This is a genomic window from Luteococcus sp. H101 (genome assembly GCF_038433155.1).
Lineage (GTDB): Bacteria > Actinomycetota > Actinomycetes > Propionibacteriales > Propionibacteriaceae > Luteococcus.
In genome coordinates this window covers 1-10,962 of record NZ_JBCDMW010000040.1, presented here as the reverse complement: position 1 = coordinate 10,962, position 10,962 = coordinate 1, and the positions used below count along the sequence as shown (strand labels likewise).

At 69.2% G+C, this 10,962-nt stretch carries 13 protein-coding genes; 8 read left to right on the top strand and 5 right to left on the bottom strand.

The window, feature by feature from the left end; genetic code table 11:
* Window positions 1-89: 89 nt before the first annotated feature.
* The gene (locus tag AAEX60_RS15365) at window positions 90-1,319 is read right to left on the bottom strand and encodes an amino acid aminotransferase (RefSeq protein ID WP_342104676.1); all 1,230 of its coding nucleotides are present in this window, start codon (window positions 1,317-1,319) and stop codon (window positions 90-92) included.
* A gap of 154 nt (window positions 1,320-1,473) precedes the next feature.
* On the opposite strand from AAEX60_RS15365, the gene AAEX60_RS15360 reads away from it, so the two are divergent.
* Window positions 1,474-2,901, top strand: coding sequence for an amidase (locus tag AAEX60_RS15360; RefSeq protein WP_342104674.1), 1,428 nt, complete (start codon window positions 1,474-1,476; stop codon window positions 2,899-2,901).
* A gap of 9 nt (window positions 2,902-2,910) precedes the next feature.
* The gene (locus tag AAEX60_RS15355; protein ID WP_342104671.1) at window positions 2,911-4,254 is read left to right on the top strand and encodes a dipeptidase; all 1,344 of its coding nucleotides are present in this window, start codon (window positions 2,911-2,913) and stop codon (window positions 4,252-4,254) included.
* Here AAEX60_RS15355 and AAEX60_RS15350 read toward each other — a convergent pair whose 3' ends face one another.
* Both AAEX60_RS15350 and AAEX60_RS15345 read right to left on the bottom strand, forming a co-directional pair.
* Window positions 4,255-4,659 carry a type II toxin-antitoxin system VapC family toxin gene (locus tag AAEX60_RS15350; protein WP_342104669.1) on the bottom strand — a complete coding sequence of 135 codons (405 nt, stop codon included), beginning with the start codon at window positions 4,657-4,659 and terminating at the stop codon, window positions 4,255-4,257.
* Window positions 4,652-4,903: a type II toxin-antitoxin system Phd/YefM family antitoxin gene (locus AAEX60_RS15345; protein ID WP_342104668.1), complete on the bottom strand. Its 252-nt coding sequence runs from the start codon at window positions 4,901-4,903 to the stop codon at window positions 4,652-4,654. Before AAEX60_RS15345 ends, AAEX60_RS15350 begins: the two co-directional genes overlap by 8 nt.
* Before the next feature lie 53 nt (window positions 4,904-4,956).
* On the opposite strand from AAEX60_RS15345, the gene AAEX60_RS15340 reads away from it, so the two are divergent.
* Window positions 4,957-5,355 carry a DnaJ family domain-containing protein gene (locus AAEX60_RS15340; protein WP_342104665.1) on the top strand — a complete coding sequence of 133 codons (399 nt, stop codon included), beginning with the start codon at window positions 4,957-4,959 and terminating at the stop codon, window positions 5,353-5,355.
* On the opposite strand, the gene AAEX60_RS15335 is transcribed toward AAEX60_RS15340, so the two are convergent.
* On the bottom strand, window positions 5,294-5,659 hold the full coding sequence (locus AAEX60_RS15335) for a DMT family transporter (RefSeq protein WP_342104662.1): 366 nt from the start codon (window positions 5,657-5,659) through the stop codon (window positions 5,294-5,296). The two genes, AAEX60_RS15340 and AAEX60_RS15335, sit on opposite strands and share 62 nt — an antisense overlap.
* Window positions 5,656-5,967: a DMT family transporter gene (locus tag AAEX60_RS15330; protein WP_342104659.1), complete on the bottom strand. Its 312-nt coding sequence runs from the start codon at window positions 5,965-5,967 to the stop codon at window positions 5,656-5,658. Before AAEX60_RS15330 ends, AAEX60_RS15335 begins: the two co-directional genes overlap by 4 nt.
* A 122-nt stretch (window positions 5,968-6,089) precedes the next feature.
* Here AAEX60_RS15330 and AAEX60_RS15325 point away from each other — a divergent pair, with 122 nt between their 5' ends.
* From AAEX60_RS15325 to AAEX60_RS15305, 5 genes are all read left to right on the top strand, one after another.
* Window positions 6,090-6,683 carry a TetR/AcrR family transcriptional regulator gene (locus tag AAEX60_RS15325; protein WP_342104656.1) on the top strand — a complete coding sequence of 198 codons (594 nt, stop codon included), beginning with the start codon at window positions 6,090-6,092 and terminating at the stop codon, window positions 6,681-6,683.
* 24 nt (window positions 6,684-6,707) lie between these two features.
* Window positions 6,708-8,198, top strand: coding sequence for an amidophosphoribosyltransferase (purF, locus tag AAEX60_RS15320; RefSeq protein WP_342104653.1), 1,491 nt, complete (start codon window positions 6,708-6,710; stop codon window positions 8,196-8,198).
* Window positions 8,195-9,283 (top strand): phosphoribosylformylglycinamidine cyclo-ligase, encoded by a 1,089-nt coding sequence (gene purM, locus AAEX60_RS15315; RefSeq protein WP_342104678.1) that lies wholly within the window; start codon window positions 8,195-8,197, stop codon window positions 9,281-9,283. Before purF ends, purM begins: the two co-directional genes overlap by 4 nt.
* A gap of 167 nt (window positions 9,284-9,450) precedes the next feature.
* Window positions 9,451-9,681 carry a DUF3073 domain-containing protein gene (locus tag AAEX60_RS15310; RefSeq protein ID WP_342104651.1) on the top strand — a complete coding sequence of 77 codons (231 nt, stop codon included), beginning with the start codon at window positions 9,451-9,453 and terminating at the stop codon, window positions 9,679-9,681.
* A gap of 141 nt (window positions 9,682-9,822) precedes the next feature.
* Window positions 9,823-10,791, top strand: a complete 969-nt coding sequence (locus AAEX60_RS15305) for an alpha/beta hydrolase (protein WP_342104648.1) — start codon at window positions 9,823-9,825, stop codon at window positions 10,789-10,791.
* The last annotated feature ends 171 nt before the right edge of the window (window positions 10,792-10,962 follow it).

The following is a 10,962-nucleotide window of genomic DNA, read 5'->3' as shown; positions in this document are numbered from 1 at the left end:
GTGTGATTCACCCCCCATGTTTCGTGTTCCCCCCCCCCCCACTTCTTTGGTCAGGCCACTGGTTTTCCTTCGGACCAGTTGCTGATCTGTCAGATCACGTCGGCGATCGCCTCGCACACGTAGTCGATGTTGGAGTCGTTCAGGGCGGCGACGCAGATCCGGCCCTTGTCCGTGCCGTAGACGCCCCACTTCTCCCGCAACTGGACCATCTGCTCCTTGCTCAGGCCGGTGTAGCTGAACATGCCGGCCTGCTCCGCGATGAAGCCCATGTCCTTCTTGCCATTGGCGGCGGTGACCCCGGCGGCGGCCAGGCCGTCCACCAGCCGACGGCGCATCTCCTTGATCCGTTCGCGCATCCCGGCCAGTTCCTCGGTCCACTGGGTGCGCAGCGCGTGGTCGGACAGGACCGCGGCCACCACGGTGGCGCCGTGGGTGGGGGAGGAAGAGACCATGGTGCGGATCAGCACCTTGAGCTGGCTGAGCACCCGGGCGGCCTCGTCGGCGTCGGTGCAGGTGACCTGGAGCGCGCCGATCCGCTCGCCGTAGAGGCTGAGGTTCTTGGCGAAGCTGACGGTGTTCACGACGGGCTTGCCGGTGGCGACGAACTTCTTGATCGCCTTGACGTCTTGCTCCGGGCCCTCGGCGAAGCCCTGGTAGGCCATGTCCACCAGCGGGATCAGCTCGCCGTCGGTGACCACCTGCACCACCTGGTCCCACTGCTCGTCGCTCAGGTCATAGCCGGTGGGGTTGTGGCAGCAGGCGTGCAGCACCACCACGGTGCCCTTGTCCGCGGCGCGCAGGTCTGCCAGCATCCCGTCGAAGTCCAGGCCATCGCGCTCGGCGGCCTTGTAGCGGTAGGTGCCCACCTCGAAGCCGGAGCGGGTGAAGACGGCCTGGTGGTTCTCCCACGACGGGTCGGAGAGCAGCAGCGTGCCATTGCCCAGCGGGCGCAGGAAGTCGCCGGCCACGCGCAGCGCGCCGGTGCCGGACAGCGTCTGCACCGTGACCAGCCGGTTCTCGGCAATCTCGGCGGCATCGGCGCCGTGCACCAGCTTGGCCACCTCGGTGGTGAAGGCCTTCAGGCCGTCGATCGGCAGGTAGCCGCGCGGCTTGGGATTCTGCCCAAGCTGCTGCTCCACGGTGCGCACGCACTCCAGCACCGGCAGCTTGCCGTTGGCGTCCTGGTACACGCCGACGCCCAGGTTCACCTTCTTGGGGTTCTGGTCTGCCAGGAAGGCCTCGGTGAGGCCGAGGATCGGGTCACGGGGTGCCATTTCGACGGCGGAGAAGACGCTCATGGTCTGGGCCTTTCGGGTCACGGACTGATACGGCTCATCCTTCCATGCGGGACGCCGCTTGGGCAGGGGGTCCGACGACTGGTGGGAGGCGGTCCCGGGGAGAGCCCGGTCCGTTGCCCGGCCGATCTGCCGCAACCGGGGCCAGGGGTCACGACGGCGTGGCACAGTGACCCGCATGACCATCCACCAGCTCCCGGCCCTGGAGCTGGCCGACGCCCTCCGCGCTGGCCAACTGACCGCCGTGGAGGTGGCCGTGCACACCCTGGAGCGGGCCGAGACGCTGGGGCCCCGGCTGGGGGGCTTCACCCACCTGGCCCACCAGCACGCCCTGACCACGGCGGCAACGCTGGATGCCCGGCCGGAACTGGCCCAGGGCAGCCCACTGCGCGGGGTTCCCTGCCCGGTCAAGGAACTCTCGATGGTGAAAGGGATGCCGTGGACCGGTGGATCCCGGGTCTTCGACGGCCGCACCGCCCCCGACGACGAGGGCATCACCCAGCTGCTGCGCGCCGCCGGCACGGTGATGCCGGGCCTGACCACCTCCCCGGAATTCGGCCTGCCCTGCTACACCGAACCCGACGACCACCCACCCGCCCGCACCCCGTGGGATCCGACGCGTTCGGCCGGCGGGTCCAGCGGGGGAGCGGCGGCCGCCGTCGCCGCCGGCCTGGTGCCGATGGCCCACGGCAGCGACGGCGGGGGTTCCATCCGGATCCCGGCCAGTGTGTGCGGCCTGGTGGGGCTCAAGCCGTCGCGTGGCCGGATCTCGCCGGGGCCGCACGGCACCGACGGCGTCGCGCTGGCCACCCACGGCGTGCTCACCCGGACCGTGCGGGACAGTGCCGCCGGGCTGGATGCGTTGACCGCCCACTGGCCCGGCGACGGCTACCTGCTGCCGGATCCGACGGACAGTTTCCTGGCCCGCTGCCAGCAGCCCCCGCAGCGCCTGCGGATTGGCGTGCTGACCCAGCCCGCCAATGTGGACGCCCCGGTGCACCCGGCGTGCCTGCGGGCGGTGCAGCACACCGTCGGCCTGCTGCAGGACCTGGGGCATCACGTCGACGAGGCCCCCGCTCCGTATCCACCCGAGCGCTGGGCCACCTTCATCGACCTGTGGGCGGTGATGGCCCAGAGCGTCCCCGTCCCCGAGGATCGGGAGGAGGAGCTGCGGCCGTTGACGCGCTGGCTGCGGGCACACGCCCGCACCGTCACCGGCCTGGCCCATGCCGAGGCGCTGCACCGCGCCCAAGCCCTGGCGCGGGAGACCGCCGTCGCCTGGCGGGATTTCGACGTGATCCTCACCCCCACCCTGGCCCAGCCGCCGGCCCCGGTGGGTGGCCTGCGCAATGATGCGGACCCGGAGCGGGACTTCTGGGACCAGACCCGCTTCACGCCGTGGACCAGCACCGCCAACCTGTGCGGCCGGGCCTCCATCAGCCTGCCGCTCCACCGCGAGAGGATTGACGGCGTGGCGCTGCCGATCGGCGTGATGTTCACCGGTTCCCTGGGCGGCGACGAGACATTGCTGCGGCTGGCCACGGAACTGGAACAGGCGGACCCCTGGCCCAGCACCCCCGTTCCGCTGGAGCGCTGGGCTGGATAGCATCAGGTCATGAGCACTGATGAAGCCGTCCTTCGTTCCGCCGTCGATGCCGCCCTGCCCCGCATGCGGGAAGACCTGGAGCAGCTGATCCGGATCGAGTCCATCAGTTCCCTGCCGGAGAAGGCCGACCAGGTGCGGCGCAGTGCCGAGACCGTGGCCGAACTGCTCACCGAGCTGGGCTGCCCCGACGTGAAGGTGGTGCAGGAGGGCGGCCAGCCCGCCGTGATCGCGCATTTCCCGGCTCCGGAGGGTCAGCCGACGATCTGCCTCTACTCGCACCACGACGTGCAGCCCACCGGCGACGTCAACCTGTGGAGCACCGCTCCCTTCGAGCCCACCGAGCGCGACGGCCGGCTGTATGCCCGCGGCGCCAATGATGACAAGGCCGGGGTCGCCGTGCACCTGGCCGCGCTGCGCGCCTTCGACGGCAAGCCGCCGGTGGGTGTGACCCTGTTCATCGAGGGCGAGGAGGAGATCGGGTCCCCGAGCCTGGCGCGGCTGATCGAGAAGTACCACGACGAGCTGGTCAGCGACGTCTTCGTGATCTGTGACGCCACCAACTGGGAGGCCGGCCAGCCCTCCTTCACCACCACCCTGCGCGGCGTCTGCGACTGCGTGGTGGAGCTGCGCACCCTGGACCACGCGCTGCACTCCGGCGGTTTCGGTGGCGTCGTCCCGGATGCCCTGACCGCGATGTGCCGGCTGCTGGCCACCCTGCACGACGAGCGGGGCAATGTGGCCGTCGAGGGCATCAAGGCCGCCGATGGGCCGGCGCTGGACTACCCGGAGGATCGCCTGCGCAACGAGACTGGGGTACTGGACGGCGTCCAGTGGATCGGCGACGGCTCTGTGGTGAGCCGGCTGTGGACCAAGCCGTCGTGCACGGTGCTGGCCATCGACTGCACCCGCGTCGCCGACGCCTCCAACACCCTCGCGCCCGTGGTGCGCGCCAAGGTCAGCCTGCGCGTGGCGCCCGGCGACGATTCCGCATCCGCCCTCGACGCGCTGGTCAAGCACCTTGAGGAGAACGCCCCGTGGGGCGCGCAGGTCACCGTCACCAAGGGCGAGACCGGCGATCCCGGCGTCGTCCCCTTCGATGGTCCGCTGGCCGAGCTCGCGCAGAGCGCTTTCCGCGACGCGTGGGATGGCGTGGAGCCCGTCCAGGTGGGCTGCGGGGGCTCCATCCCGATGATCGCGGACTTCCAGAGGGCCTTCCCGTCCTCGCAGGTGCTGGTCACCGCCGTCGCGGACCCCGACGGCCGCCCGCACGGCATCGACGAGTCCCAGGACATCAATGACCTGGAGAAGGCCTGCCTGGCCGAGGCCCTGCTGCTGGCGCGCCTGGCCCGCTGATCACACGGTGATGACGTCGACGAGGTCCTCGAGGCCTCGGAAGTCGTCGGGATTGCGGGTCACCAGCGCCAGGGAGTTGGCCAGGGCAGTGGAGGCGATCAGCAGGTCGGCGAAGCGACGCCTGGGCTGCCTTCCGGAGGCAAGCGCTGCGGCATGCACGCGAGCGTAGGCCCGCGCCTCCGGCACCCCGAAGGGAATGGGTTCAAAGGGGGATTCCACCTGCTGGAGGCGCAGTTGGCGACGGACCCTCTCGTCCTGTGTGGCCGCTCGGGCCGGGCCGGCCGACAGCTCGGCCAGCGTGATGGCGGCGATGGCGACGTCATCAGGGAGCACATTGCGGTCGAGCAGGTCCAGGTCGATCACGGCGGAGGTGTCGAGCAGCCCGACGCTGGTGGGATCAGGCACGATCCGGCACATCCTGGTCGACGGCGTCGTCGAGGTCTGCTCGCAGGGTCTGCCAGGCGACGCGCGGGCCGCCCTGCATCATGGCGATGGCCAGCCGTGCGTTGACCGCACGGCTGCGGCGCAGTGGGCGCAGTTCAGCCACCGGTTCTCCTGAGCTGGTCACCTCGAAGCGCTCCCCATTGGCCACGGCACGCATGATCCTGCCGCTGTCATTGCGGAGTTCGCGCTGGCTGATGGTCTCCATGGGGCAGTTGTAGCGCGGTGTGCTACGGCCGGCAGAGTCCTAGCATGGGGTCCATGCCCGAGGAACCCCTGCGCTTCGAGAGCTGGATCGACCGCCAGATCCGGGAGGCCACCGAGCGCGGCGAGTTCAGCAACCTGCCCGGGCAGGGCAAGCCGCTGACCGACCTGGGCAGACCGGGGGAGGATCCGGACTGGTGGGCCCGACGCAAACTGGCCAAGGAGGATCTCACCGGCGCCCTGCCCGGCCCCTTGGCGGTGCGCCGGGAGAAGCAGCAGATCCAGCAGACCCTGGCCGACGTCCGGGACGAGGCCACCGCCCGGGCGATCGTCGAGGACCTGAATGCCCGGATCAAGCAGACCAACCTCACCCCGATTGCCGGGCGGACCATCATCACCGCTCTACTGGATGTGGAGCAGGTGTTGGAGCGGTGGCGCTCTGGTCGCGGCCGCTGACCAGCTTGAGTGCCACCAGCGCCGCCACCAGGGCGGTCACGACGGCGATCCGCAGCGGGCTGCTCGGGTCCTCGAAGGCGGCGATCCCGATCACGAAGGCGCCCACCGAGCCGATGCCGGTCCACACCGCATAGGCGAGCCCCAGTGGCAGCGTGCGGATCCCCCGCGCCAGGCACTCGAAGCTGAGCACCGCGCAGACCAGGAAGCCGAGGCCCATGGTGGGGTCCGACTGCTGCAGCTGCAGGAAGGTGGTGAAGCCCACCTCGAAGACGCCGCCCAGCAGCACCCATGCCCAGCCCTTCATGACACGACCTTCAGCGCGGCGATGAGCGCCACAACGACGCCCACCAGCACCAGTGCTGCCGGGCGCAGCCGGTCACCGAAGAAGATGTGGCCCACCGCCACGGTGCCCACCGCGCCGATCCCGGTCCACACCGCATAGGCGGTGCCCAAGGGGATGGTGCGGATGGCTTCCTCCAGGAATCCGAAGCTGATCACCGCGCAGACCAGGAATCCCCAACCCCAGTTCTTGTTGCGCTGCTCGAGCTTCAGGCAGGTGGTGAAGCCCACCTCGAAGACTCCTGCCAGCAGCAGGGCGAGCCACGGGTCCATGACCCCTCCTTCATGAGAAAACACGACTGTGCTAAATAAGCTAGCCCGCTGTCTTCGCCTTGGCAATACAGGTGTGCTAGAAACATGGTGTGCGGGATTCTCCCGCCGGGGAGGGGGTCGCCATGCCACGGGTGGTTGACCACGACCAGCGACGAGCCGAGCTGGCCTCGGCCGCCATGGAACTGGTGCGCCAGCAGGGGGTCGCAGCGTTGAGTGTGCGCAACCTGGCCGCCGCGAGCGGCTGGTCGTCCGGGGCGGTGCGCCACTATCTGCCCACTCACCGAGCGATGGTGGAGCTGGTATGCGAGCATGTCGCGACGGGCTTCGAGCGACGCCTCAGGGCGGTGCCGCCCCAGGAGGATCCCGTTGTGCAACTGCGCGAGCTGATCCGGGCCGGGCTCCCGCTCGATGAGGAATCACGCGCGCTGAGCCAGGTCTGGTTTGCCTTCCTGGGTGCCGAGGTCCACGAGGAGCAAGGCGCCAGGGCCATGGTCTACGGCGAGCTGGCCGAGCTCTTCGTCGGCTACTTCACCCGGGTGCAGCAGGCTGGGTTCTTGCTGGCCGGGGATCCGCGCGCCGCGGCCGTCGCCACCCAGGCCCAGTTGGACGGGCTGACCGTTCACCTGCTGCTGGGGGGGATCGACGAGGCGCAGGCGATGGAGGCGCTGGACCTCCTGCTCCTGCGGTTGGTGGCGGCGCCACAGGGGGCGGTGTGAGCAGTCCCGCGATAGGGTTGGCGCGTGCCACTTCGCCCCGATGGACTGCTGACCCATGAGCTCGACCCGCACGACCGGGGGCCGCAGGATGCCTGCGGCGTCTTCGGCGTCTTCGCCCCCGACGAGGAGGTGGCGAAGCTCACCTACTTCGGCCTGTTCGCGTTGCAGCACCGGGGTCAGGAATCGGCCGGAATCGCGGTCAGCAATGGCAACCGGATCATGGTCTTCAAGGACATGGGGTTGGTCAGCCAGGTCTTCGACGAGCCGACGCTGAACACCCTGCAGGGCGGGCTGGCCGTCGGCCACACCCGCTACTCCACCACCGGGGCCAGCATCTGGGGCAATGCCCAGCCCACCCTGGCCGCCATGCGCGACGGCTCGCTGGCGCTGTGCCACAACGGCAACCTGACCAATACCGACGAGCTGGAAGCCCTGCTGGGTGAGCGGATCGGCGCTAACAAGGTGCCGCACAAGAAGAAGATGGACAGTTCCTCGGACACCATGATCCTGTCCGCGCTGCTGGCCAGTTACGACGACTGCAGCCTGGAGGAGGCCGCCCTGGAGGTGCTGCCCAAGCTGCGCGGCGCCTTCTGCCTGACCTTCATGGACGAGCAGACCCTGTACGCCGCGCGCGATCCTCAGGGCATCCGCCCGCTGGCGCTGGGGCAGCTGCCCGACGGCGCCGGCGTCGTGGTGGCCTCGGAGACCGCCGCGCTGGACATCGTCGGGGCCAGCTTCCTGCGCGACGTCGAGCCCGGTGAGCTGGTCACCATCACCCGCGACGGCACCATCAGCTCGCAGCGCTTTGCCGAGGCCAAGCCCAAGCACTGCCTGTTCGAGTACGTCTACCTCTCCCGCCCCGACACCCTGCTGCAGGGCCGCCGGATCCACAATGTCCGGGTCAAGATCGGCAAGCTGCTGGCCAAGGAGTGCCCCGTCGACGCCGACCTGGTGATCCCCACCCCGGAGTCCGGAATCCCAGCCGCGATTGGTTTTGCCGCGGGTTCCGGGATTCCCTACGGGCTCGGTCTGGTGCGCAATGCCTATGTCGGCCGGACCTTCATCCAGCCGTCGAATGCGATGCGTCAGATGGGCATCCGGATGAAGCTCAACCCGCTGCCCGATGTGGTGGAGGGCAAGCGGATCGTCGTCGTCGACGACACAATCGTGCGGGGCAACACCCAGCGCCAGGTGGTGGCGATGCTGCGTCAGGCCGGTGCCAAGGAGGTGCACGTCCGGATCTCCGCGCCGCCGGTGGAGTGGCCATGCTTCTACGGGATCGACTTCGCCACCCGCGACGAGCTGATCGCCCCCGGGATGACCGTCGATCAGATCGCCAGGTCGATCGGCGCGGACTCGCTGGGGCACATCTCCCTGGACGGCCTGATCAAGGCCACCCACGTCAAGAAGGGCAACCTGTGCCGCGCCTGCTTCGACGGCGAGTACCCGGTGGGGCCGCAGGACCTGCCGCTGGAAGACCTGAAGAATGCTCCCCTCAAGAAGAAGGAATGCTGATGAGCCAGTCCGCCTACGCCCGCGCCGGAGTCGACATCGAGGCCGGTGACCGCGCGGTCGAGCTGATGAAGGCCCACGTCGCCCGCACCAAGCGCCCCGAGGTGCTGGGTGGCCTGGGTGGCTTCGCCGGCTTCTTCGACGCCAGCGCCTTCAAGAACTACGAACACCCGGTGCTGGCCACCTCCACCGACGGCGTCGGCACCAAGGTGGCCGTCGCCCAGGCGATGGACAAGCACGACACCATCGGCTTCGACCTGATGGGCATGCTGGTTGATGACCTGGTGGTCTGCGGCGCCGAGCCGCTGTTCGTCACCGACTACATCGCCTGCGGCAAGGTGGTTCCCGAGCGGATCGCGGACATCGTCAAGGGCATCGCTGCCGCCGCCGAGGTGGCCGGCTGCTCGCTGCTGGGTGGCGAGACCGCCGAGCACCCCGGCCTGCTGGACCCCGACGAGTACGACATTGCCGGCGCCACCACCGGCGTGGTGGAGAAGGGCAAGATCCTGGGCGCGGACCGGATTCAGGCGGGCGACGTGGTGCTGGCCATGGCCGCTTCCGGCCTGCACTCCAATGGTTACTCGCTGGTGCGCCAGGTGCTGCTGAACGACGCCGGCTGGGCGCTGGACCGCGACGTCCCGGAGCTGGGCGGCACGCTGGGCGACACCCTGCTCACCCCCACCAAGGTCTACGCGCTGGACGTGCTGGAACTGATCAAGGCCTGCGAGGGCGAGGACCCCACGCAGGGCGTCCATGCCATGAGCCACATCACCGGCGGCGGCCTGGCCAACAACCTGGCCCGGGTCATCCCGGATCATCTGAGCGTCACCCTGGAGCGGGCCTCCTGGACCCCGCCGGCGATTTTCCAGCTGGTGCAGCAGGTGGGCCAGGTCAGCCAGACCGACATCGAGGCGACGCTGAACATGGGCGTCGGCATGGTGGCCGTGCTCCCGGAGACCGCCCTGGGCACCGCCCAGCAGGCCCTGGATGCCCGTGGCGTGAGCAACTGGGTGCTGGGCCGCGTCGAGGATGGAACGCCTGACCAGCAGCGGGTCAGCCTGGTGGGGGAGCACCCGACCGCGGGCTGACCAGCCCTTCCCGCCTGATGCCGCCGTCCGGTCCCCAGATCCATGGGGTCCGGACGGCGGGGTCTTTTGGAAGCTCTGGACAAGTTCGGTAGCCTGTGTGTCACGAAAGTTTGAACACACATGCCGCGGTCAAGCCGCGAGGGACAAAGCGAGGGGGTCGACCCGATATGGGGCGCGGCCGTGCAAAGGCGAAGCAGACCAAGGTTGCAAGGGATCTGAAGTATCGCCCGGTCAACATGGATGTGGCATCTCTTGAGCGAGAGCTCGGGATCAAGAGCCCGTCCTCGAGCAATCACGAGGATGAGCTGGACGACCAGTACGCGGAGCTTGCTGCCGCCTACGGCGTTGATGTCGACGAGTACGACGATGATGATGAGGATCCTCGTCGAGCCGTTTGACCGCTCGCCTTATCCGATCCCCGAGCAGGGGCCAATCATGACCTCCCGAGCACGGGCCGGGCACGATCGCCGAGCCTGTCCAGGCGTCGTCCTGACCCAGCAGCGCTCAATTCCGGTCGCCGAGTTCGTCGAGGGGTCGGCATGACCCGGCAGTGGGTCGACGATCGTCTCCTGCCCGGCTATGAGTGCCTGACGCTGCACCTGCCACAGGCGCAGCGGGCGCCGGGCGAGCCGACGGACGGGGAGGCCTTGGTGGGCACCCTCATCCGGCGCAAGCAGCCGGAGCGTGGTGGGCGTCGGGCCCTGCTCTATCTCCACGGGTGGAATGACTACTTCTTCCAGACGCATCTGGCGGACGCCGTGGCCGGGATGGGCTTCGACTTCCACGCGCTGGAGCTGCGTCGCTATGGTCGCGGTCTGGCCGACGGGCAGCTGCCCGGCTTCATCGCCGACCTCACGGAGTACTTCCAGGAGTTGGACGCCGCCATGGAGGTGCTGCGCGCGGACTATGCGGAGATCTGCCTGATGGGCCATTCGACGGGTGGCCTGGTGGCCGCCCTGTGGGCCGACGCGCGTCCGGGCTCGCTGTCCGGGCTGGTGCTGAACTCGCCCTGGCTGGACCTGCAGGGCTCGCCCTTGCTGCGTGCCGTCACCGCGCCGGTGCTGCAGCGGCTGCGCACCAGTTACCCCACCACGGTGCTCCCGCTGCCCAACAACGGCCTGTATGCCCGCACCATCGACGCCGCGCTGGGCGGGGAGTGGAGCATGGATCCGCGCCTGAAGGGCGACAACGGCTTCCTGGTGCGGGTGGGCTGGCTGGCGGCCGTCCTGGCCGGCCATGAGCGGATCACGGAGGGCCTGCGGATCGACTGCCCGGTGCTGGTGTTGATCAGCGCCCGGAGTGATTTTCGTCGCACCTGGGACGACGCGCTGAACCGGGCCGATGCGGTGCTGGACGTGGAGAAGATCGCCACCAAGTCGGTCCGGTTGGGGCCGCACCTGACCCTGGTCCGGATCGCCGACGGGCTGCATGACCTGGCGCTGAGTGCCCCCGCGGTGCGGGCACGCTACTTCGACGAGATTGCCCGCTGGGTCGCCGCCTACGTGTGAGCCCGCCACCCGGCCACGGTGGCGGAGCCTGTCGAGGCCGACGCGGGTTAGCGGCAGAAATGTGTGTACAGCCTGACTGATTTCATTCGTGGCGGCTAGGGGTGATGGTGGTCTGAACATGCTCTGGGAGCATGTTCGGTGCAGGTTGCGAGGAATCACCCCCGGTGTGGT

What these genes read in the sequence shown, in the direction of transcription:
- AAEX60_RS15335 (WP_342104662.1), bottom strand. Translation starts at nt 5,659, where the DNA reads ATGAAGGGCTGGGCATGGGTGCTGCTGGGCGGCGTCTTCGAGGTGGGC.
- AAEX60_RS15355 (WP_342104671.1), top strand. Translation starts at nt 2,911, where the DNA reads ATGAGCACTGATGAAGCCGTCCTTCGTTCCGCCGTCGATGCCGCCCTG.
- AAEX60_RS15360 (WP_342104674.1), top strand. Translation starts at nt 1,474, where the DNA reads ATGACCATCCACCAGCTCCCGGCCCTGGAGCTGGCCGACGCCCTCCGC.
- AAEX60_RS15340 (WP_342104665.1), top strand. Translation starts at nt 4,957, where the DNA reads ATGCCCGAGGAACCCCTGCGCTTCGAGAGCTGGATCGACCGCCAGATC.
- AAEX60_RS15325 (WP_342104656.1), top strand. Translation starts at nt 6,090, where the DNA reads ATGCCACGGGTGGTTGACCACGACCAGCGACGAGCCGAGCTGGCCTCG.
- AAEX60_RS15345 (WP_342104668.1), bottom strand. Translation starts at nt 4,903, where the DNA reads ATGGAGACCATCAGCCAGCGCGAACTCCGCAATGACAGCGGCAGGATC.
- AAEX60_RS15330 (WP_342104659.1), bottom strand. Translation starts at nt 5,967, where the DNA reads ATGGACCCGTGGCTCGCCCTGCTGCTGGCAGGAGTCTTCGAGGTGGGC.
- AAEX60_RS15305 (WP_342104648.1), top strand. Translation starts at nt 9,823, where the DNA reads ATGACCCGGCAGTGGGTCGACGATCGTCTCCTGCCCGGCTATGAGTGC.
- AAEX60_RS15310 (WP_342104651.1), top strand. Translation starts at nt 9,451, where the DNA reads ATGGGGCGCGGCCGTGCAAAGGCGAAGCAGACCAAGGTTGCAAGGGAT.